Consider the following 22,378-nt stretch of genomic DNA (forward strand, 5'->3'; position numbering starts at 1 on the left):
CGCCGATGTCACCGAGGCGGTTCTCGCCTCGACTTCCTCCTCCGGCACCACCTCGTGCACGAGCAGCACCACGTCGTCCACCAGCTCCAACTCCTGCACCTCCTGCTGCGGCTGACCCGCCGACCACCCCTGGGAGAACCCGTGAACGCGCAGAACGAACTCGACCTCCTGGCCGAGGAGATTCTCGCCCTGGAGACGGAGACCTTCGCGATCTCCGACTACGCCGATGTCACCGAGGCGGTTCTCGCCTCGACTTCCTCCTCCGGCACCACCTCGTGCACGAGCAGCACCACGTCGTGCACGAGCAGCAACTCCTCCACCTCCTGCTGCGGCTGACCCGCCGACCAGCAGCACAGTGAACCGTGGTGGCCGTCGCGGTCGAACGCGGCGGCCACCCACCGCCACACCTGGGAGAACCCATGAACGTGCAGAACGACCTCGACCTCCTGGCCGAGGAGATTCTCGCCCTGGAGACGGAGACCTTCGCGATAGCCGACTACACCGACGTCACCGAGGCGATTCTCGCCTCGACCTCGTGTGCCACGACGTCGAGCTGCAGTTGCACGAGCTCCACCTCGTGCGCCGCCACGAGCGCCTGACCGCGAACGATGGTTGACACGGCGGTGGCCGACAAGCGCATCCAGCTTGCCGGCCACCGCCGTGACGGAGGGCGCAACTATGGGAACGGGTGGGGGACCAGCCGGGGGCCGTCGGCCGCAGCGCCGCGCTCGCGCAACCTTCGCTCCAGCCGGGGCATCGTCAGGGCCCGTTGGCGACGCCAGCCGAAATCTATCGGCAGCAGGCCGGGTACGATCGTGCAGACGGTCCGTAGGCCCATCCCGAACTGCTCCGGGGTGGTCTGGTCGACAACGATCACGTCGTAGCCCTTGCCGTACAACTCGTCCAGTATCCCCTGCAGATCCTGGCGCAGGTCGGGATCGGGCGGCCGGGGTGTGCCGTACAGCTCGGCCATCGACTCGAGCGGGCGATCGACGAGATAGTCCTCGGCGAATTCGCGCATCGCCGGGAGGCCGAACAGGTCGGCGTGGTCGTGCACGGTCTCGACCAGTGCGTAGTCCTCGGCCATGGCCTCCAGCTGGCGCCGCCGTCGCAGGGTCGTCCTCCGCTTGAGTGGAATGTAGGTCAGCGTTTCGGACAGCGCGGCGGCGACGGCGCGCTCCGGCGCCAGGTGCGCCGCCGCAGCGAACGACAACAGCCCCGTCCCACCGTCGCGGCGCGCCGCTACCGTGGTGACCACCGGCACGGTCAGGTCTATCCGGTTGTCGAAGGCGAGCACGTCGTAGCCCGCGAGCGTGGCGCGGTCGACCATCGTGCGCACCGCGGCGCTGTCGCACGAGTCCAGGTCGATGCGGCGCAACCGCTCCCGGCCGTACCAACCAAGCACGAAGGCGTCCCGTTCGATGAGCTCCAGGAGCCCGTAGAGGATCGCCTCCTCCAGGCAGCCGCCGGTGGCGCAGCCGCTGGACGAGGAGAGAACGAAGTTGTCCCCGTCCGCCGCTGACAGGTAGAAGCAGAACCGGCGTGGAACCAGGACCGGTTCGCCGCTGCGCATCCGGTGTCCCCATATCCAGGGAATCGGCCGGGAGGGGTCGAAGCGCCGTACCATGGGGTCGGCGTCGTAGGTCTCGTCGGTGTACACGCCGCAGGAGGTCGGATCGAGTGCCCGGTCGGCGACCTCGGCGTAGGGGGCGACCAGCGGTGGGCCCGGGCGGCGCCGGTGGGTGCCGGCATAGCGCTCCACCCCCTCCAGGTACGCGAGGCGAAGGCTGTTGGCGAAGCTGTTGGCGTGTCCGCTCCAGGCGATGTCGAGCAGGCCTGCGTAGCCACGGTTGAAGACGCCGCCGGTCACCGCGGAGGTCGTCGGCAGTAGCGGGTTCATCAACGCGCCGGCCCCGATGGCGCCGGACACCGGGTTCGCCAACGCGCCGACCGGCAGGTCGTAGTCGCGCAGGCCGCGCACACGATACTGGTCCGGCTGGGATTTCGGGCGCGATCGCGGCGCCTCGAACGGCGGCGCGCCGTCCGGTTCGGCACCGGCACAGCTCGGGCAGAGCGGCTCGCGGAGCAGCGGAACCGAGTACGAGCGCAGGCCGCCCAGATCCACCGAGGTGATCCGGGACAGCGCGGCACTGTCCGGGTCGAGGTAGGCGCCTTCCGCGGGCGGCGAGTCTACGAGCACGCAGAACACGTTCCACACCGCGTCCACGAGGTACTCAGGCAGCTCCGGCCAGGTGCCGGCGCTGTTGAGCCCGGAACAGACCTCCAACGCGTCGCGTTCGGTGCGACCACGCAGGCGCTGCCACCGCACACCCAGGCAATGCCCGCATGCCTTCGATCGCCCCGGAGCACCGCCCCACGGCCCGAGCAGTACCGCGTCACCGGCCAGGTGGACGTTGGCGCTGCAGCGTACCGGGTCGGGAGCGCGCGTGACGTCGACGGCCCCGAGCGTGACCACCACGGGCGGCTCGCCGCCGGGTATCTGACCTGCCGACCATCGGGCTTCGAGGTCGCGCTGGAGCTGTACCGCGGCGGCGGCCAGCGGCGCATCCGGCGCGGTCTGGAGTGCGCGCGTCATTCCTCGTTGCCCCATTTGAACAGGCGCAGGCCGACCGCGGCGAAGGCGGCGGCGAACCCGAGCAGCGCCAGGCAGGCCACCCAGTACGCCTGTGCCTCACCGGCGCCCGCGAGCGAGTAGACCAGGGCATCGTCGACGTAGCGCAACGGCATCGCGTACGAGATGTTCTGCAGCCAACCCGGCATGAGCTCGAGCGGGATGAACGCACCGGACAGGAACGCCATGGGTATGACGACGCAGTTGGTGACGGCTGCCACCGCCTCGGGGGTCTTCGCCGCCGAACCGATGACCAGCCCCAGCGCCAGGAAGGCGGCGACGGTCAGCAGCACGGCGGGCAGCGCGAGCGGCCAGGGTCCGGCCACCGTCATGTTGAACGGCGGAAGCATCGCGACCGCGATGAACAGCAGGCACTGGGCCACCGCGATGACGACGGCGACGACGAGCCGGGCGAGCGCCACGCTGGAGGCCCTGGCGGGCGTGAGCCGGATCAGCCGCAACAGGTCGTCCCTGCGCCACTGCACGAGCATGAAGGCGATCCCGAACACCGCCGCGTTGCCCAACCCCCAGGAGAGCACACCCGGGGCGATGAAGTCGATGTACTTGTTACCAGTCTCCTCGACCTCCTGGCCTTGGAATATCAGGCCGAAGATGACGAGGAAGAGCAACGGGAAGGCGAAGGTGAAGAAGACCGTTGCCGTGTCCCGGCTGCTCGCCTTGAGGGTGGCCCGAGTCAGGGCCACGAAGGCGGTCATGACTGTGCTCCGATCAGTTCGAGGTAGACGTCTTCCAACGTGGCCGACTTGGTCTGGACCCCCGTCAGATCGGTGGTGGTGCCGAGCGCGGCAAGGACCTGGGGGAGCTGCTGGGTGTGCAGGATGAGCGTGTCGCTCTCCATCGTCACCGAGTCGACACCGTCGACGTCGAGGGCCTGCTCCGGCGCGAGCCGGCCGACCGGCAGCAGCAGCTGGCTGCCCACGGCGGCCCGGCTGATGAGTTGACGCGGCATGTCCAGCGCCACTATCCGACCGCGGTGCAGGATAGCGACGCGGTCGCAGAGCGCTTCCGCCTCGTCGAGGTGGTGGGTGGTGTAGAGGATGGTCTTTCCAGCCCCTTTGAGCCGGCGCAGCACGGCCCACAGGTCCCGGCGGGCCTGCGGGTCCAGCGCGCCGGTCGGCTCGTCCAGAAGGATCACCTCAGGCTGGTGCACCAGGGCAGAGGCGATGGCGAGCCGTTGCCGCTGGCCGCCGGAGACGTCGGTGACCCGAACATTGGCCGAATCGGTCAGCCCGACCTGGTCCAACGCCTGCTGCGCGACCTGCCGGTCCAGGCCGTAGAGCGCCGCGACCGTCTCCAGGTGCTCGCGCGCGGTCAGTCGCGGAAAGAACGCCGACTGCTGCGTCTGCACCCCGATCAGCGTCAGCAGTGCCAGGTTGCGCGGCGCCGGGCGGTGGCCGAGCACCGTGACGGTGCCGGAGTCCGGCACCCGCAGTCCTTCGATGATTTCGATCAGGGTGGTCTTTCCCGCGCCGTTCGGCCCGAGCAACCCGATGAACTCGCCGCGCGGCACGGTCAGGGTCACGTCGTCGACGGCGCGCACCTCACCGTAGGACTTGGTCAGCCCCGTGACCGCCACGGCCGGTTCTGCGTCTGTTTCCATCGTCTTGCCTCTCACTGGGTTCGTTGGTGGTGCGGGGTTCGCTGGGTTGGTGCGGCCCGCACGGGACGCTGCGGCCGGCTGGCGAGCCACATGGTGATGGTCAGCACGACGGCCGCCGTCGATGCGGCGTACCCGGCCTGACCGAGGTGCGGTCGCAACAGGTGGCCAACGCCGTACGCGATGGCCGCGCCGGCCCCGGCGATCATGGCGTGCCACGCCACGCCGTACAGCCCGAGTACCAACCGGGCCCGCAGTGGGTAGCGCGGACCGCGTCGGGTCAGCCAGTAGCGGGGCCGCGACCAGAGGTACCGGCGGCTCTCCTCGGCGAGAGCGATCATGCCGACGTGGTGACTGAGCATCTTGTGCCCGTCCAGCGGCGCGACCGGGACGAAGTTGACAAGACTCTGCACCACGCCGACGACAACCGCCGCCGCCGCGAACCGGTATCCGGCCGAGTCGGCTGGTGTCGCCGGCCAGGCAAGCACGAAGGGGACAATGAAGAGGCTGTTGGACACGCCGCCCGCAGCCGCGATGGTCACCTGTTGTCCGCGTGCCGGCAGGTATTGGTAGTCCTCCACCCGGCAGCTGAAGCTCCACAGTTTGAGCTCGACGACTCGGCAGCCGAAATGCGTCGCCGCGACTCCGTGCGCCAGCTCGTGCAACATCGCACTGAGGTAGCTGATCGCGGCGATCCCGACCACGTACCGCCAGTCGCTGAACGCCGGCGCGGCGGCCCGCCACAGTCCCGGAGCCGCTGCCGCGAGCGAGCCGTACATCGCCAGCAACCCGACACCGATCACGACGCCGGACGGGACCGAGAAGACCCACCCCAAGGCGCCGGCGAGCCGGCCCACCGCGCGTGATGCCGGGGCGACGGCGCTCCCGGCCGGCGCCCCGGCATCCGCCTCCGCCGCTCCAGGCCCGCGGGCCGGCCGCAGCAAATCGCGTTGGTGCAGCAGCCACAGCAGTTGCGACCACTGTGCCGGGCCCAGCCGGCGCCCGAACCGCGACGCGTACTCCTCGCCGATCTCGGACAGCGACCGCTGCCCGTCCATCCGGCTCAGCAGGAAGCGCTCCTTGGCGGCGACCTCGAACGCCTTGCCGCCACGGATCTTCACCAGATGGATCCGGTCCGGCCCGCGGCCCAGCTCCCGGGAGATCAACAGGTCTGACCGCACCCGCGGCCGGTTGGCGAGGAGCGTCGCTCCGTCGCTCTGCACGCTGTCGGTCATTTCGCCGCCAACGACTCCCGCAACGCCCTGCCCAGCAGGTACGCCAGGTACGCCTCGTCCCGGAGCGTGATGTAGAGCCGGTTGTTCGTCATGTGCAGGTACGGCGACAGCAGTCGTACCAGAGCCGCCTGCGGGTCGGTAACCCTGACGGTGGGGGTGCCCTCCGGGTATGCGAACGCCAACTGCCCCGACTCGGCGAGCCGGCACGTCCGCTCCCGCAACTGCCCGGCGTGCTCGGCCCAGCCGCGCAGGAACACCGGCAACCGGTGCTGCTCGCCACGGTCCAGTGCACCGAGGATGGGCTGGAACCGCCGGTCCAGGTCCGGCGCGATCCGCTCGTACATGGTCGAGTATTCGATTCCCTCGACGAAGTTGGTGCCGGCGAAGGCCTGGTGCCAGAACTGGAAGTAGGTGTCCAGGAACTCGACCAGGTCGGTCCGGTCGGGCAGGAACGTGCCGGCCATCACCAGCATCAACTGTGCCGCGGTGCCCAGGGTCACCGGCCGCAGGTGGAGGTTCATCGTGCGGACCGCGTCGATCAGCACATCGCTGGAGTACTCGAAGTGCCATTCGGCGAGGGCTACACCGGCCGGGCCGCCGTACTTGCCGTACTCCGGCTCGTAGGGCCGGTAGCTGAAGGAGTTGTTCGGCTGCATCTGCACATTGCCGTCCGGGCCGACCAGCTCGGCCGGCTTGCCCTGCGGGAACTCCAGGTCGAACAGGAGGTTGTACAGCTCCGCGCGGTAGCCGGCGTTCATCTCGTACAGGGCCGGTCGTTCGGTCAGGAAGCGCTGGATGGCCGCATCGGCCACGGCGCGTACGGCGGGCTCGTCGGCGACGGTACGGGGCTTGAGACGCAGCCGAACGTGCGGGCCCTCCAACCAGTAGTTGATGAAGAAGTAGCGGTCCAGCAGGTTCCGACCACGCAGCTCTTCGACCAGTGGTCGGATGCAGTCGGTGAGCATCGGTCGGGCGCTGCCGCCGTAGAAGATGTGAATGGCCAGCCATCGCCCGGGCTCGGCGGTGGATGCCTGTCCGGCTGTCACCGGCTCCGTCTCAGTCATCTCCGGCTCCGTCCGTCGGGGAGATCGGGAAGGTCTCGATAGCGAACTCGGCGACATGGCCGCCGCGGGTGGAGCCGGCAACCAGCTCGTTGCCGGCGGGAAGCATTTCGCGCAGCACCACGCGGTCCTCGTCGCCGTCCAGCAACGCCTCCAAGGTCAGCAGCGAGAGGTAGCTGTCACAGTCGACGTACTGAGGCTTCGGTTTCTGCTTCGCCCGGCCACCGCTCGCACCGTGCACGGTCGCGAACATCCGGGCGGGCAACCCGTTCGCCCGTCGCCACCGCTGCCAGCCGAGGAACCAGGCGGTGTCGGTGTCGCCATCACCGCGACGCGGAAGCGCGGCCGCCATCATCGACCAGCTTCGCCGGCTGATCACCACGTCGCCGACACGGACCCGTGGACGCGTGGTGACGCCGTCCACGGCAGGCGGCTTCGGCACACCCCGCCACAGGTCGAGCGGGGCCATCGACGTCGGCGACAGCAGCAGGAGCGTGCGGTGCAGCTGTGGCAGCGCCATCGGCACCAGGTAGCCCAGGTATACCGGAATCACTTCCTTGCCCAGCCGGCGGGAACGCAGCACCACCCGGTCGCTGCCGATGTCGTGCTGCACGTACAGGTCGGCCAGGGGCAGTTGGCCGGCCTCCGGCACCAGGCTTGTCTCCCCGGGACAGACGATGACGTAGTCGGTGAGCTGCGCGTGCAGGTTCAGGTTGGTGGTCGCCGCGCCGCCGGTCACCTCGGCGAAGACGGCTCCCGGCGGCGCGACGGCGGCCGCCTGCGCCTTCAGGTGCGCGGAGAGCGCCGTGTCCTCGAAGCAGTGCGTGAAGCGGCTGAAGGGGAACGACAGCCCACCGAGGGACTGGTTGAGCACCACCAGGGGGCCTTCCCGCCGCCGGGCAACCTGGACGAGGTGAGCCTGCGGCCGGAACCCGCCGAGCAGGTCGCGCACGCCTCGACTGAGCTTGTTCAGCACCGTGGGATCGAGGATGATCTCGGGCGCGTCCGGAGCCGCCGCGGCAGCCGAGCGCAGGTAGTCGGCGAAGTGCTGCCTGGCCCGGTCGAGCGCCGGCAACTCCGGCCGGCCGAGCCAGTTCTCCTCGGGCCGGTAGGTACCGTCCTCGGCGAACGGTCGCAGGTCGGCGGTGTAGGACGCGTACTGCTCGTACAGATCCTCGTGAAAGTCCTCGACGAGGCGCAGCAGGTCGTCGCAGCGGCCGCCGCTGCCGTACCTGGCCAGGAAGAAGCCGTGGAACGTGATCCGATGGGGCATCGTCATGTCGAAGGCCGGCAGCACCTCTTCCACCGCGGCGAGATCACCGCCGACCAGCCGCCGCCATTCATCGTCCGGTGCGGACAATCCCTCATCGACGCGGCAGTCCTCGTAGAGCAGTGCCTGGGGCAGGGACGCCGCCTCGGCTCCCAGCCAGACCTGGATGTCCCGCAGAGCCTCTCGCAACCGGCGCAAGGCGGACCGCCGGTCCGCGAGCTGCCCGACGCGGAACGCCTCGACGAGCGCGATCGGCTCGGCCAGGCGTACCGCCAGGTCGTCGGCCCAGGGCCGGTCGAGGGTGCTGAGGAAGTCCCGGAGGTTGCGCAGCGGATCGAGCGTGTGCACCTCGACGGCGAACCCGTCGACCTGCAGGATGCCCAACCGGAGCAGGATGGACAGGTACTCCTCGCACTGCTCCGGGCTCGCCTGGGTCTGCTGCCGAAGCCAGGCGGCGAGGTCCGCGCAACGCCGGGCACCGTCCTGCAGCATGCCGGTGAGCTGGTCGAGCAGGCCACTGCGACGCAGGTAGAACAGCCCGTCCTGGATCGAGTCGAAGCTGACCGAGGCGCTGTCGTCGCCGGGCGTGACCCAACGCCGCACGTACCGCACCCGCTCGGCGTCCTGACGCAGGCCAGGGCTCAACACCACCGGCAGGTCGCCCCGGCGGCCGAGGTCGGCGCTGATCGCATCCACGATGCGGGTCACCACCACCACGTTGAGCCTGACGTAGCGCTGCCACCGGTCCGGCACCGCGAGATCCGGTCCGGTCGCGTCCGCGTCGAACTCGCCCACCCCGATCCCGGTGAACGAGCTGAAGGGGCTGGTCTTGCACGCGGTGCGGTAGAGGTACGACAGGATCGACCGTTCCACCCGCCGCATCTTCTTCGCCGCCGGCGGCGCACCGTCACGCCCTGCGAAGGCAACAAGCTGCTCGTCCAGTGCCGGTGACGCGATCTGGATACCGGCGCGCAGGCGCGGGTCGCCGGAGAGGCGCCACAGCTCGGCGCGGGAGCCGTTGACCTCCTTGTCGAGCCGAGCGCCCAGCTCCTGCCGCAGCCACGCCATCTGCTGTGCGAGGGTCAACCAGTCCCGTACCGGGTCGACAGCGGTCGGGTCGACCGCAGCCACCGCGGCGAGCGCGCCCTCCTGGTCGGCGGGCAGCACCCCCTTGAAGATCTGCCGGCGCAGGGCGAGTAGCCGCCGTCGGGACTCGCCGTCTTCGTTGGCTCCGACCAGGTCGTGCAGCACGTCGCTGACGCGGTCCGCGTCGGCGCGAAGCTCGGCTTCGAGGTCGAGGAGCTCGCCGGCCAGCCTGGCCGCCTCCGGGCATTGCAACGCCGCCACCGTGTCGTACGGCAGGCCGCCGACCCGTACCGCGAAGTGGGTGCCCAGACGGCGCCGGGGTGGCGCGACTTCCTCGGCTGTGCGGAACGTCATCATGGCCCGGCTCACCGCAGCTCGTGTCGGTAGTCGCCGGGCAGGTTCCGCTCGTGGCCGGCGAGCATGATCAGCAGTGGTGTCTCGCCGGTTGCGTCGAGCCCCAGCTCCTCGACGTACGAGAGGCCGTCGAACCCGAGCGCGACACCGCCGCCGACGTCGAGCGCCGCTGCGGCGGTGTACACGTTCTGCGCCACAGCGCCGATCGTCGCGTTCACGACGTTGTAGCCACGGGGGCCCACCGCGTCCAGCACCGCGGGTACCCGGATGGTCGGCACAATCACCACTGCGGCCTGCTCCAGGTTGTAGTTGGGCAGGAAGTAGTTGCGCTGCAGGAACGCGCCGGGTGGGCCGGGCCGGATGGCGCGCAGTTCGTGGCGCGCCGGGTCGTACTCGTAGCTGCCGGGTGCTACTCCGCGGACGTGGTTGACGAAGAGATAGAACTTCGTGAGGTCCCCGTCGTCGCTGGTGATCTCGGTCGGCGGGCCCGCGGAACACGCGGCGGTGAGCAGCGCGGCCAGGTCGGCTCCGTCCATCGCCACGCTGCCGTCGAACCGGCCGAAGCTGCTGCGCCGACGGCTCAGCGCGGTGCGGATCGGCATGTCCATTGTGCTCGCCGGTGGAAGCGGCACGCGGTCGCCGCCATCGGGCACGGACCTGGCCGCGGCGGCGGCCAGGGCACCTGGCTCGGGCCGTGACATCGCCGACTCCGCCGTCGCCCGGTGCACGCGCCGCAACGCGTCAAAGGTCAGTACGACGCGGGACCGCTCGCTGTCGCGCCGCAGCACCGAGGCATCGCCGGTCGCCGTCGCCGTCCGGGACGGCGCGTGGGTCGCCCCGGCCGCCGTCCAGGTCAGCGGTACGACGCTGAACAGGCCTTCCTCGTCCGGGGGCACTCCTAGCAGATGACTGAGCGCCGCTTGGTCGAACCAGAACCTCGGCTCGATCCGCCGCCGCTGGCCACCGGCCCACAGCCGCCAGGTCTGCAGCAGGGTACCCACATCCATCGACACCGCGTGATACGAGAAGTTGTTGTACTTGAAGGAGTTCGCCCAGTACTTGACGCCGACCACCAGGAACTGGGCGGAGTCGGCCGGGAGGTCGGCGGCCGCGCGTACCCTCGCCGTCACGTCACCGGCCAGCAACCGCTGCATCGCGTGGTGCCGGCAGGAGTAGTGGTACACCCCCGGGCAGACTCCGGCCCCGGGCCCGGCGATCCAGTAGACGCTGCATGGGTACAGGCCACCACCGGAGGCGGTGCCGCGGTGCCAGGTCGCCCGTGCGTACGACGGATACCCGGGTGTATCGGTGTTGGCCTGGAGGCCGAGCCGGCGACCGATCAGCCCGTAGGAGTCGCGGAGCATGGCGCCCAGCATCGGCAGGCTGAACGCCTCGTCGCCCGGCTCCGGAGCGATGCCCGCATCGACCGTGGCGGACTGCGGCGGTGGCATGTCGGGCAACGGGAGCGACAGGGCACCCGGGTAGTACTTCGTCGCCCGGGGTTTGTCCGACCAGTCAGGGTTGAAGTCGACCGGTGGCATCGGAACCCGGTTGCGCGAAAGGATTGCCGCCGCGTACTCGTGTGCGTAGCTGTCGGCAGTGTCGGTTGTTGTCATCGCCTCACCTCAGGGGTACGGGTGCGGGACCCGGTGGATCTCGTCATCGCGCAGGTCGTGGTCGGCCAGCCCGGCAAGGCGCTGGGCGGTCCGTAGCCGGGGCAGGTGCAGGGCCCGCTGCCGCTGCCAGCCGAAGTCGATCGGCAACAGCCCCGGTACCGTCACACTGGCCGTGTGCAGGCCGAGGTCCCGCTGTTCCGCGCGGGTCTGGTCGACCACGACCACGTCGAAGCCCTGCGCGGTCACCGTCGACACACATCGTTCGAGGTCGTCGCGCAGGTCGGCGGCGAGCGGCGGAGCCGGCCGGGCACCGGCATAGGTCTCGGTCATCGAGCGTGGCGCGGCGCCGGAATCCAGCAGGAACGACGCGTGCCGGCGCATCTCCGGCAGCCCGTACAGCAGTGGATGGTCGTGCAGGTTCAGCACCTTGTCGTAGGCGTCGACCATCTCGCGCAGCCTGGGCTCGTCGCCACCGGCGCGCCCCCTGAGCGGGATCGAGTCGGCCGCGATCTCACACAGCGCCGCGGCCATCGCGGTCTCCGGGTCCAGACTCGCCCCGCCGCCGAAGGCCAGTGTGCCGAAGCCTCCGTCGATCCGCTCCGCCACGCCGGTGACCACGGGGATGTCGAACGTGCACCTGGTGTCGAAGAACCGGGCCCGGTAGCCGTACATCGCCAGCCGATCCACCATGAGCCGGGTCTCGGGGCGACGACTGGTGTGCGGGTCGATCTCCGCCAGGGACCGCCGGCCGTACCAGGCGATCATGAAGGCGTCTCGCTCGATCGCTTCCAGCAGGCCGTAATACACCGCCTCCACCAGGCTGCCACCCGAGGCGCAGCCGTTGGAGCACTCCTGGACGAAGCGATCCTCCACCCTCGCGTGGTGGTAGTAGACCAGCACCTCGGGTACCAGAATCGGCCGGGCGTCACGCATCGACCATCCCCAGACCCAGGGGATCGGCCGGTCCGGTGCGAACCGCTTGATGTAGCGGTTCGACTGGTAGAACTCGTCCGCGTACACCCCGCACTCGCGCGGGTCGAGCGCGTCGGGCCCGAGATCGTCCAGCGTCGCGACCACCGTGGTGCGCTTGCCGGACGGGCGCATCCCAGCGGCCCGCTCAAGTCCCTCCAGCAGGCTCAACCGTGCGCTGCGCGCGTAGCTGTCGGCATGGCCACCATGGAGCATGTCCCGCAGGTACTCGCCGCCGCGCACCTGGAAGACTCCGTGCACCGTCGACGCCGTCCGTGACGTGACGTCGGGCCACAGGCCGGTGCCGAGTACCCCGCAGATCGGGTTGACCAGCGCGACGGTCGAGAGTGGATAGTCCGCGGCATCGCGGGTCCGGAAGGAGTCAGGCGCGCGTTTGGGGCTCGCCGGCAGCTCCGGTGCGGTGGCCGCGTCCGGCACCGCGGTGCCGCACTCCGTGCAGTCGCCGTCCGGGACCAGCGGTACCCGGCTCACCCGCAGCGTCTCCAGGTCGAGCACGTGGATGGTGGCTGTGGCGTCGGTGGCGTCGGTGCCGGCCGCCGCGCGCAGGGCGCGCAGGGCGTCCGCGGCGAACCGGGTCGCGTAGGGCGAGTCCCCCACGGCTGCGGTCTCGCCACCCAGCTCCAGGGCGTCGCGCAGATCCGCCGGCCGGAGCGCCTGCCATCGGCGGGCGAGACAACGGGCACAGCCAACCCCGCCCGGTTCCGGGGCGAGCAGGGCGTACCGGCCGTAGACCAGTACCTGCGGATGCACTGTCGGGGCGCCACCCGCCGGCACCGTGGCGCCGAGTTCGTCGCGCACACGAAGTTCGTCGCGCACGCCGAGTTCGTCGCGCACGCCGAGCGGATACACGACGACGGGCGACGACGGGTCGGCGGCGTTCAGCAGCGCGCTGATCCGGTGCCCCGGGTCCACGGCGGCCGAGCTCATCAACAGGACCGTTCCTGGAGCACGACGCGGACCGCGGACAGTCCACCGGCCGGCAGATCGGCGCCGCCGATCGGCACCACCACGACATCCGTGCCGGCCTTCGCCAGATCGTCCAGCACACCCTGCCAACCGCCACCCGCGTCGAGCCCGACCGGAGCGGTACCGGCCACCGCGAGGGTGTCGGCGTCGAAGTCGACGAGCATCGGGTCACAACCGTCGGTGGCCTCCGGGTCAGCCGACTGCTGTCGAAGCTGGACCCGCCCGAGCAGGTCGCACAGCGTACGCACAGCGGCCTTCCGCCACGACGGGTCGGCGGCGATCGACCAGAGCTTTCCGCCGCTGTGCGGCTCGACGCACCGGCCGAGCAGTGTGGGTACCCCAGCCGGGGCACTCGCGGTGAGGTCGAGCAGGTCGACGGTGACCTCCAGATTCGCCGCTGACCTGGCGAGAAACCGCAGCTCCGGGTCGTCGCCGAGAGCATCCAGCGGCACCTGCGCCACCGGCATACCGGCTATCGCGCCCCGCAGCGCGGCGAACGCCAGGGCGGAGGCGAGGCCATCCCGAATCGCCTCGGCGGGGTCGAAGCCGGCCCCGGCTCCAGCGCGGCTCGGCTCGACGACCCGGTCCGCGTTGGCGACGCCGAACGGCTCGACCACCGCCCGCGGCAGTTCGACCCGCGCGTCGCTCATCAGGCAGTCGCCGGTGACCGGTCCTGTGTCGTACGCGCTCGCGCCGAGCTGATCGGCGTACGCGACGGCGGCCAGCGCCAGCGCGCGGGACCGGGCCCCGACCAGATGGTGTACGTCGAAGGCACTGATCCGCCGGGGTGTCCCCGACGGGTCGGTGAACCGTATCGTACCGATCTTGACCGGCGTCTGCTCCCAGTCCTCGTCGTCGTAGCGCTGGAACACACCGGCGTGCGGCTGCAGCAGGAGGTCCCGCGCTGCCAGCTCGTCGGCCGCGGCGTCGGCTGCCTCGTCCTCGTCGGCGACCTGGGCGGGCGACGGCGGGTCGACGACGGTGGCCAGCGGAATCCGCGGTGGTTCCGGCCGGCAGTAGACACACCGTGGGTGCGGCAACAGCGGTTCACTGACCACGTCGAGCGAGTCCAGATCCTGCACGATCAGCTTGCCGTCGGTCTCCGCGGTCAAGGCGCCGGTGGTGAGCCGGAACACCTCGAAGCCCAGCAGGTTGCCGATCATGGCAGCCAGCGGGCCGGTCGGGCGGGGAAGGGCCGACGGCGCGGCGGCGGCGACCGCCACCTGGCGCCAGACGTCGGCGGCGGCACCGTCGGCGTTGGCGTTGGCCGTCAGCCGTAGCATCGCGCAGTACCAACAGCCCTGGTGACCGGTACCGCAGGCCGGGCCGACGATCGCCCGGCTGCCGAACGTCCACGCGGGAATCATCGTCTTGCCCTCGGGAACGCCGGCGGCGAGCAGGCGGTGCGCCATCCGGGCGGCACCGTCGCCACCGGCCACCAGTACGACGTCGGCTTCGGCCAGGTCGGTCCAGCTCAGCTCGTCTCCGCCGACCGGCCAGTCGAGCACCGTGCACGGTACGCCGGTGGAGTGCAGTTCCGCGGCTTCCGCGGCGGCGGTTCCGTCGCCCCTGCCGACGAGCGCTACCCGGGCCATCCCGTTGCGTACCAGGCTGGTGGCGCAGGCGTACGCGATCGGCCCGCTTCCGATGACCGCCGCGGTGCTGTCGCGGAAGGCGGCGAATCGTTGCGGCGCGCCATCGACGTAGTGGTCGATGTAGCCGATCTGGCTGGCGAACCGCTTCGCCACCGCCGCGCCGACGACCGTCGCCGGCTCCACCTCGTCGGGCGGGATGTCGCGGGCGAGCTTGCGGGTCAGGAGGGCGCTGACAAGTTCGCCGACCATGGCGCGTTGCGGCTCGGGCAGCTTGGCGCAGAGTTCGGCTACCGTCCGGCGTCCGTTGAGGTGCGGCACCAGCAGGCTGGCCAGTCGATAGGCGCTGGGTGAGGTGATCCGGAAGCCGCCGGCCGGGTTGTGAAAGAGAACGCCGTCGTATGCGGCGGTGAACAGCACGTCGCGGCGGATCCGAGGCCGGGTGGCAGCAACGGACTCGTATACAGCGGTCATCAGAACTCCGTTCCTGAAGCGGTTAGGGTGACAACGGCGCCGGCGTCCGGCCGCCGGCCGTTGGTGGCGGCACGGGAGTAGAGCCGAAAGAGTTCGCGCATCCGGTAGTGCCCCGGACGCTCGTCGAGCAGGCTGGCGTCGGCGAGCTGGTCGACTATCGCCTCGGCGACGTCGGGCGTGATCCGCAGCCGGTCCGCCACGTCCGGCAGCGCGAGCGCGTCCCGGTCGTGCGTACCGAGGCTCAGGAACGCGTCCACAAGTGCCGGGGGCAGCCGCTTCACCGCCGTGTCGAACCGGCTGAGCAACGACATGCCCGGGTCGCCGGGAAGCGCCAGCCGAATGATCGGATCTTCGCGGAGCCAGGCGACCGACTCGGCCAGGCTCGCCCTGGTCCGGGTGAGCAGCCGCCCGGCGGCAATCCGCAACGCCAGCGGAAGGTGGCCACACAGTTCGGCGAGTTCCGCCGTGGCGGTCGGCTCGGCCTCCACCCGCTCCTCGCCGATGAGCGTGGACAGGAGCGCGACGGACTCGGCGGGGCTGAGCTCCTCCAGCCTCTCTATCCCACCACCGAACCGCGCGACAACTCCGGCGAGACTGAACTGGCTGGTGAGCAGGACGGCGTCCCCGGGCGTCCACATCGGTGCGACTGTGAGCGCCTGCTGGACGTCGGCCACATCGTCCAGGATCAGCAGGCCGCGTCGCGCTGCGCCGGTGCGCGCCCAGCCCGCCACCCGCGCGGCCAGTTCGTCGGTGGTCCGTGGCTCGCCACCCGCGGCCGACATCCTGATCATGAGTTGGCCGGCCGCAAAGTCCCCCCTCAGCTGTGCCGCCACGCGGCGGGCCAGCGCGCTCTTACCGACGCCGGGTGGGCCGGTCAGCACGACGATGCCCGGCGCGGTGACGAGCCTTTCGGTCACTGCCCGGACAGCCTCGTCGCGCCCGATGAACTCCCGCAGCGACCGGACGGCCGGCCCGCTCGCCGGCGTGTCGTGCGCCCCGGCGGACTGGACGGAGGTGGTGATCTGGGCCCGCATGTCCAGCAACTGTCCACTCAGGATGCTCGATTCGAGCCGGCGCAGGCGAGGCATGGGATCGACGCCCAGCTCGCCGGAGAGGTAGTCCTTGATCCTTCGGTACTCGGCCACCGCCTCGGTCTGCCGGCCGGTCCGGTACAGCGCCTCGATGAGCTGCTCGGCGAAGCGCTCGTTCCCCGGATAGGCGCGCGTGGCCTCCCACAGTTGGACCAGGGCGGTCGCGGTGAACCCCAGCCGGATCTTCAGGTCGCAGAGCCGCTCCAGGACCCGCAGCCGCTCCTCGTTCAGCCTCGGCACGGCGTCGCGGTGCAACGTTTCCGAAGGCACGTTGGCCAGCACCGGACCGTTCCACAGCGCCAGGGCCGCCTCGAGGAGCACCAGCTGCCTATCGTCCCGCGGCCGCGAATCGGCAGCCTTGGCCAGCTCCCGGAACCGGACGAGGTCGACCGTCTCGGCGGACGCGCGCACCCGGTATCCGCCAGGAACCGTCTCGATGGCCGTGGCGGTGATCCCGTGCCGGACGAACAACTGGCGCAGCCGCATGGCGCAGGTCTGCAGCGCCCCCTTCGCGGCGGCCGGCTGGTCGTCGCCCCAGATCGCCTCCTGCAGGGCGCCCACCGAGACCACCTCGTTGGGGCGCAGCAGCAGCGCCGCGAGCAGGTTGGCCACCCGGGACGGCGGCAACACAACCGCCCCCGCGCCCTTGGCAAGTGCCAGCGGACCAAGCACCCGGAATGTCACCTCGGCCTCGGAGAGCCGCTCGGCAACACCACCGTCCGGACCCGGGTCCGCTGTACGCACGGCCGGTCGCATCGCACCCTCCCCGTTCGCCCGTCGAGCCGGCAGCCAACGACGGTCCCGTTGTGTGGGGACTGTTACGCGTGACCGGAACGCTTCACGGGCAGAAGGTAGCCCGCATCAGTGGGCCTCGGATACGTCACATTCCGGTGGTCGTCTCTTGAGAGACGGTCGCCGTCATACGGGCATCGTCAACCGCGACGGTTCGGCTTCCCGGAATGAGGCGCAGTTCCATGGCGGCCCGGGTCAGCCCCGCCTTGTTGGGCGCCCGCACCTTCCGCCGTACCCGATGGAGGTATGTGTCCACAGTGGGCTTGGAAAGGCCGAGCTGCTGGCCGATCTGCTTGTGGGTAAGTCCCTGGGCGACAAGCGTGAGCACCTCCCGCTCCCGTGGCGTGAGCACCTGGGCTGACACATCGCCGACGGTCCGGGCCGAGCCGTCGCCGGGCTGCTCGGCCGGCGAGCGATCGCTCGCGAGGACGGGGCAGAGGTTGCTTCCGAGGTAGAAGTCGCCGGCGGCGACCGCGCCTATGGCCTGGACGAGGCTGGTCACGCTGGCCCCCTTGGACAGGTAGCCTCGGGCGCCGGCGCGCAGTGCCGCCCGCACATCGTCAGGGTCCGTCGAGTTCGACATGATCACCACGGGGAGGTTCTCCGGCAGCAGGAGAGGCCGGCGGACCGGCTGGGCAAACGGATCTCCGACCGCGATGAGGGCGTCCTGCGGGTACGCGAGCAGCAGCGGATCCGCGAAGGCGGCGAAGACGCCGGCCAACTCCAGGCTCGCCGCGTCCTTGAGCACGTCGATCAACCCGCGGAACGTAACCGATCGATCATCGATGATCGCAATCTTGAGCCTCATCGCAGCGACACCCCTCTACATTGGGCCTGCATCGTCACATTTGGTTGATCGACGCAATGTAGATGAGGCATCGCCACCTACCCGTACAAGATGAATACAGTCGATGTACAACCACTTTGGAACGGCCGCTGACAACAGCGTGGCAGAGTCGAACGCCCACCCGTTCGATAGCAGCGCGTTCCTCAACGACCGGTCTGCGGCGGCGTTGCCGCGCCGTCAAGTTCGGCCGGGATTCGGGATGCCGTTGACAGTTGCCGGTTGCAGGCGGCTCACGCGACCGGGTAGGTGCCGGCGCCCCGGCCCGTCCACGGCTGCCCGGAGGATCAGCCCAGGCGTTGAAGACGGCGACGGGCGTCCTCGGCTGCCTTGTCGCCCAGTTCGTCGTAGATCTGCGCCGCTCGCCGCCACGCGGCAACCGCCCCGGACAGGTCGGCCAAACCTTCGCGCGTCTCGCCGAGCCGGATGAGGGTTTCGGCCTCGTGGTATCGGTCTGCGGAGTCGCGGAAGAGCTGGACCGCCTGTTCGTAGCAGCGCAATGCCCGGCCGTGTTCGCCGAGGCGGTCATACGCGAAGCCGAGACTGTCCAGCGTCGCCGCCTGGCCGTTGCTGTCGCCGCTGTGTTCCTGCTGGGCGAGTGCCTCCGTGCAGCTCGCGATGGCTTGGGCGTAGTCGCCCGTGCTGGCGTACAACCAGCCGATCGCGTTCAGCGTCCGTGCTTCGCCGGAGCGGTTACCGGCCAGCCGGTAGAGCCGGAGTGCTTCGCGGGCATGCGCCAGCGCCTCGTCCAGCCGGCCGCGCATGTAGCAGAGTTCACAATAGTTGTGCAGAGTCTGCGCCTGGCCGGTCGGATCGCCGAGGCGTTCGTGCAGATCGAGTGCGCGCCTCAGTCGGTACTCGGCGGTGTCGTGCTGGCCGAGTCGGGTGAACGCGCGGGCCAGCAGCCGATTGGCTGCGGCCTGCCCGGCGACGTCGTCGATCTTCTCTGCGGCCGCGAGCGCGACCTGCTGGGCGGCGAGTTGGTCCTGCCAGAGGCCGCGCGGCGCGAGGAACGCGTTCAACGTCCAGGCGGTCTGCCAGGCATACGCGTCGAATCCTGTCTCGGCGGCCTGAGAGACCAGGCGTAGCAGTACGCGGTGCTCCGCTGTGAACCAGGCGAGCGCTGTGTCGTGATCGCTCGGCGGGCTGTTCACGCGGGCCGGCAACGGCGCCAACGGGTCGATGGGCGCCCATTGCGGCTGGAGCAACAGGGCGGCTGGATAGGCGTTGTGCAGGTAGTGGTCGTACAACCGGTGCTGGGCGGCCAATCGTTCGTCGGCATGTTCCGACGACTGCGCAAGCTCGGCCGCGTAGCCTCGAAGGAGGTCATGGAAGGCGTACCGGCCTGGCACGTGTTCGGTCAACAGGTGGAGCCGGGTCAGCTCACGCAGTGGCGGTACGACGGCCGCTACGGACAGCCCGGCGAGCGCGGCGGCGGCGTCGGCGGTCAGGTCGGGGCCCGGATGCAACCCCAGCAATCTGAACAACCGTGCCGCTTCCCAGCCAAGAGCAAGGTATGACCAGGAGAAGACGCGCCGGGCATCCCCGTCGGCCAGGACGTCCAGTCTCGCTTCGGCCGAATGCAGCTCGGCGGCGAAGGCGTCGAGGGAGAACGAGGGGTGCGTGGCGACGCGGGCCGCCACCATCGACAGGGCAAGTGGGAGCCGACCGGTGGCGGCGATGATGCCGGCGACCGCGACCGGCTCGGCGGCGAGTCGGTTGAACCCGAGCCGGCTGGCCAGCAGGCTCACCGATTCCTCGGTAGTGAGCACGTCCAGCGTCAGGGGCACGGCGCCCTCAGCGGCGACCAGGCCACTGAGCCGATCGCGGCTGGTGACCGCAACCGCACAACCGCCGGCACCGGGTAGCAGGGGGCGCACCTGAGCGGAGTCGCGTGCGTTGTCGAGCACCACGAGCATCCGGCGGGAGGCCAGCAGTCCGCGGTAGAGCCCGGTCCGGGTCTCCACGCTGGACGGAATCCGGGCCTGAGGCACGCCGAGCGCCTCGAGGAGGCCGAGTAGGGCATCGGCCGGGGACACCACGTCGGCTTCGTCGTACCCGCGAAGGTTCACGTAGAGCTGGCCGTCGGGGAAGTGCCCGGCCACCCGGTGCGCCCAGTGCAGCGCCAGGGCGGTCTTGCCGACCCCGGCCATGCCGGACACTGCGGAGATGACCACCGTCGTGGGCCTTTGCGCCCCCTCCTCGAGGAGCGCGTCGAGGCTGGCGAGCTCGGCGCTGCGGCCGACGAATCCCGGCACCGCGAGAGGCAGTTGCTCGGGACGTCCGCTGAGCGGGTCCGACAGTGCGGCGTCGCGTGCCGGCTCGTCCGGACCGGTCACCGGTCCCGCAGCCAGGCTCGGGCGGTGGTGCAGGATGTCGTTGTGCAATTGGGTCAGGTGCGGCGCCGGGTCAAGACCGGTCTGCTCGGCCAGCACCTGCCGGGCCTGCCGGAAGGCGTCCAGAGCGCCCGCCACATCGCCGATGCGGTACAGGCCGACCATCAACTGGCCCCATGCCCGTTGCCGCAGCGGATGCCGGTCGAGAAGGGCACGTAGCCGGTGGACCACCTCGGCCGACAAGTCGAGTGCCAGCATCGCCTCGGCGTAATCCTCCTCGGCGACCAGCCGCCGCTCCCCCAACTGCCCGACCCGCCGGGCCAACTGCGGGTGCAGCGGCAAGTCGGACAGCGCCGCCCCACGCCATATGCGGACGGCGGCGGCGAGCTCGGCCTCGGCCCGGGCCGCGTCTCCGGCGGCGAGAGCGTCCCGGCCGCGGGCCGCAGCCGCGTCGAACCGGTCCAGATCCCGCTCGTCCGGCCCCACCCGGAGCAAGTAGCCACCAGCCGCGGCGGATATCCCCTCCCACGACTCGCCGCTACCCAGCGATCGCCGCAACCCCCGCACGTAGGTACGCAGGTTCGCCGCCGCTGACGGGGGTGGCTCGTCGGCCCACAACACGGTGGTCAGCTCATCGGTGCTGACTACTTCGTTCGGCTGCAACAGCAGGGCCGCCAGCAGCAGGCGCTGCTTCACCGAGCCCAGCGGCACCGGCCGACCCTCGCGGGAGACCACCAGCGGGCCAAGGAGGTCGAAACGCAAGAGCACCGTCCATTTGTAACGGGTGGGGCCCTGCTCCCTGGCACGGCTCCAGGCTCGGCGTACACGAGCCGGCGGGGATTACTACGCCACTTGTGCACGAGTGGTACGTGGATCACCGTACGCGGGCCGCCCCGACCGGGCGACCCACGGTCGAGTGTCGCGACCACCGCCGGCTGACAGACCTCAGTAGCGGGTGGTCACGATGAAGTCCCACCACTTGGTCACCTTGCCGTTGGTGTCGTCGTACTGCCGCAAGCACGGCCCCGGCGAGGTCCACGACGAGACGTATGTCGGCCGGGCGGCGTTGCACGCTGCCTTCGTCTTGAACTTCGGGCTGATGTAGTTGGCGTGCGCGGGTGCGGCCAGGCCGAGCACCAGACCGCCGCCTACCACGGCGGCGACGAGACTGCGGGCGCGAGGGCGACGCAGGATCTTCGGCACAGTTTTCTCACTTTCTTCGTCGTGCTCCAGCTCGGTTGCGGAGCTGGCATGATCATTGCCCACGACAGGGTTCGTTGTGACCCAACGAATCCGCGAAGTTGTGGCGGCAAGGGCTGCCGACTCCGTAAAGCGGGGGGAACCCACGGCCGGGCTCACCGTGTCTTGGTTTCCGGTTCAGACAGCTGCCGCCGGCGTCGAAGGCAAGACGGCCCCGGACCGAAAGCAGTCCGGGGCCGTCCTGGTGGGAAGGGATCAGAGGTCCGCGGGGCCTGCCGCGACAGCCTCCTGGACGGCGCCGGTGCGGCGCTCTTCCGCCTTCGCCGTGTCGTCGGTGCGGGGCTGGGCGGCCGGGCGGGCCGCCGAGCGGGCCGCGGCGGCGGGCGGGTCGGTGACGACGCCGCGGCGGATGCGGTTGTTGTCGGCGATCTGGGCCACGGGGGTGTTGCCGGTGGCGGTCAGGGTGCCGTCGATGATGTTGTCGTCGACCGTGACGCCGCCGGTGGTGCTGGTGACGCTCACGTCCTTGCCCCAGAAGCCGCCGGAGGCGCAGGAGTCCAGCGGGCCGTTCGGGCCCAGCTGCACGGCGCCCAGGTTGCCGGCGAACGTGGCCTTGCCGCGGATCGAGCTGCCGCAGACGACGCTGCCGGTGCCGCTGTTCAGCACCGACAGGGCGCCGTCGACGAACGAGTCGTGCACGTCCGTGTAGTAGGTGCCGGTGCTCGTGACGTTGCCGGTGACCGACGTGTTCTTGTCGAGCCGGACCTCGCCCGCCTGCACGTTGACGCTGCCGGTCACCGTCGCGCTCTCGGTGAAGAGGAAGCTGTCGACCGTCGTGGCGCCCTTGGCCCGTACGGTCACGGCGCCGGTCGCGGCGTCGCGCAGGTAGACGCCGTAGCCGCCGGCGGCCAGCACGACCGGGCCGGCGACCTCGGTGTCGGAGGCGTCGAAGTAGCCGTTGCCGGCGATGCGCACGTCGCCGGAGAACTTGCCGCCGGCGACGACCAGGTTGCCGCCCGCGGCGACGCTGACGTTGCCGGTGACGATGGTGCCGGTGAGCGAGCACGATTCGCCGGCCGGGACGTACAGGTCGTTGGGGACGGTGACCGCCCCGCCGGTGCCGATGCAGTGGGTGACCAGCGCCGCGCTGGCGGGGATGGCGGGGGTCAGGCCGGCCAGGACACCGGCGGCGACGACGAGGGAAAGACGCTTACGCATGAA

General features: G+C 70.4%; 16 protein-coding genes. 2 read left to right on the forward strand and 14 right to left on the reverse strand.

Annotated elements, in window-relative coordinates:
* Nucleotides 1-141 precede the first annotated feature (141 nt).
* Entirely contained in the window at nucleotides 142-336 is a 195-nt protein-coding gene (locus LXN57_RS25325) for a thiazolylpeptide-type bacteriocin (protein ID WP_251800695.1), read from the forward strand.
* Between the two features lie 83 nt (nucleotides 337-419).
* Nucleotides 420-599, forward strand: coding sequence for a thiazolylpeptide-type bacteriocin (locus LXN57_RS25330; RefSeq protein WP_251800696.1), 180 nt, complete (start codon nucleotides 420-422; stop codon nucleotides 597-599).
* A 77-nt stretch (nucleotides 600-676) separates the two neighbouring features.
* Here the strand turns inward: LXN57_RS25330 and LXN57_RS25335 are convergent, their stop codons facing one another.
* From LXN57_RS25335 to LXN57_RS25400, 14 genes are all read right to left on the reverse strand, one after another.
* On the reverse strand, nucleotides 677-2,596 hold the full coding sequence (locus LXN57_RS25335; RefSeq protein ID WP_251800697.1) for a TOMM precursor leader peptide-binding protein: 1,920 nt from the start codon (nucleotides 2,594-2,596) through the stop codon (nucleotides 677-679).
* Nucleotides 2,593-3,348, reverse strand: coding sequence for an ABC transporter permease (locus LXN57_RS25340; RefSeq protein ID WP_251800699.1), 756 nt, complete (start codon nucleotides 3,346-3,348; stop codon nucleotides 2,593-2,595). Before LXN57_RS25340 ends, LXN57_RS25335 begins: the two co-directional genes overlap by 4 nt.
* Nucleotides 3,345-4,268 carry an ABC transporter ATP-binding protein gene (locus tag LXN57_RS25345; protein WP_308206656.1) on the reverse strand — a complete coding sequence of 308 codons (924 nt, stop codon included), beginning with the start codon at nucleotides 4,266-4,268 and terminating at the stop codon, nucleotides 3,345-3,347. The genes LXN57_RS25340 and LXN57_RS25345 overlap by 4 nt, the downstream gene beginning before the upstream one ends.
* The gene (locus LXN57_RS25350; protein WP_251800702.1) at nucleotides 4,265-5,485 is read right to left on the reverse strand and encodes a zinc metalloprotease; all 1,221 of its coding nucleotides are present in this window, start codon (nucleotides 5,483-5,485) and stop codon (nucleotides 4,265-4,267) included. The genes LXN57_RS25345 and LXN57_RS25350 overlap by 4 nt, the downstream gene beginning before the upstream one ends.
* On the reverse strand, nucleotides 5,482-6,549 hold the full coding sequence (locus tag LXN57_RS25355; protein ID WP_251800704.1) for a lantibiotic dehydratase C-terminal domain-containing protein: 1,068 nt from the start codon (nucleotides 6,547-6,549) through the stop codon (nucleotides 5,482-5,484). Before LXN57_RS25355 ends, LXN57_RS25350 begins: the two co-directional genes overlap by 4 nt.
* Entirely contained in the window at nucleotides 6,542-9,259 is a 2,718-nt protein-coding gene (locus tag LXN57_RS25360) for a lantibiotic dehydratase (RefSeq protein WP_251800873.1), read from the reverse strand. The genes LXN57_RS25355 and LXN57_RS25360 overlap by 8 nt, the downstream gene beginning before the upstream one ends.
* 8 nt (nucleotides 9,260-9,267) lie before the next feature.
* Nucleotides 9,268-10,872: a nitroreductase family protein gene (locus LXN57_RS25365; protein ID WP_251800706.1), complete on the reverse strand. Its 1,605-nt coding sequence runs from the start codon at nucleotides 10,870-10,872 to the stop codon at nucleotides 9,268-9,270.
* 9 nt (nucleotides 10,873-10,881) lie between these two features.
* A complete protein-coding gene (locus LXN57_RS25370; RefSeq protein WP_251800708.1) occupies nucleotides 10,882-12,789 on the reverse strand; it encodes a TOMM precursor leader peptide-binding protein in 1,908 nt (635 codons plus the stop codon).
* Nucleotides 12,789-14,894 (reverse strand): TOMM precursor leader peptide-binding protein, encoded by a 2,106-nt coding sequence (locus tag LXN57_RS25375; protein WP_251800709.1) that lies wholly within the window; start codon nucleotides 14,892-14,894, stop codon nucleotides 12,789-12,791. Before LXN57_RS25375 ends, LXN57_RS25370 begins: the two co-directional genes overlap by 1 nt.
* Nucleotides 14,894-16,741 carry an AfsR/SARP family transcriptional regulator gene (locus LXN57_RS25380; protein WP_251800711.1) on the reverse strand — a complete coding sequence of 616 codons (1,848 nt, stop codon included), beginning with the start codon at nucleotides 16,739-16,741 and terminating at the stop codon, nucleotides 14,894-14,896. The genes LXN57_RS25375 and LXN57_RS25380 overlap by 1 nt, the downstream gene beginning before the upstream one ends.
* A 124-nt stretch (nucleotides 16,742-16,865) precedes the next feature.
* Entirely contained in the window at nucleotides 16,866-17,525 is a 660-nt protein-coding gene (locus tag LXN57_RS25385) for a response regulator transcription factor (RefSeq protein ID WP_251800874.1), read from the reverse strand.
* Nucleotides 17,526-17,908: 383 nt separating this feature from the next.
* On the reverse strand, nucleotides 17,909-20,725 hold the full coding sequence (locus tag LXN57_RS25390) for an AfsR/SARP family transcriptional regulator (RefSeq protein WP_251800712.1): 2,817 nt from the start codon (nucleotides 20,723-20,725) through the stop codon (nucleotides 17,909-17,911).
* A gap of 177 nt (nucleotides 20,726-20,902) precedes the next feature.
* Complete coding sequence (locus LXN57_RS25395) at nucleotides 20,903-21,160, reverse strand: hypothetical protein (protein WP_251800713.1); 258 nt, start codon at nucleotides 21,158-21,160, stop codon at nucleotides 20,903-20,905.
* A 252-nt stretch (nucleotides 21,161-21,412) separates the two neighbouring features.
* Complete coding sequence (locus LXN57_RS25400) at nucleotides 21,413-22,375, reverse strand: hypothetical protein (protein ID WP_251800715.1); 963 nt, start codon at nucleotides 22,373-22,375, stop codon at nucleotides 21,413-21,415.
* Nucleotides 22,376-22,378: the final 3 nt, after the last annotated feature.

Source organism: Paractinoplanes hotanensis (genome assembly GCF_023717965.1).
Classification (GTDB): Bacteria; Actinomycetota; Actinomycetes; order Mycobacteriales; family Micromonosporaceae; genus Actinoplanes; species Actinoplanes polyasparticus.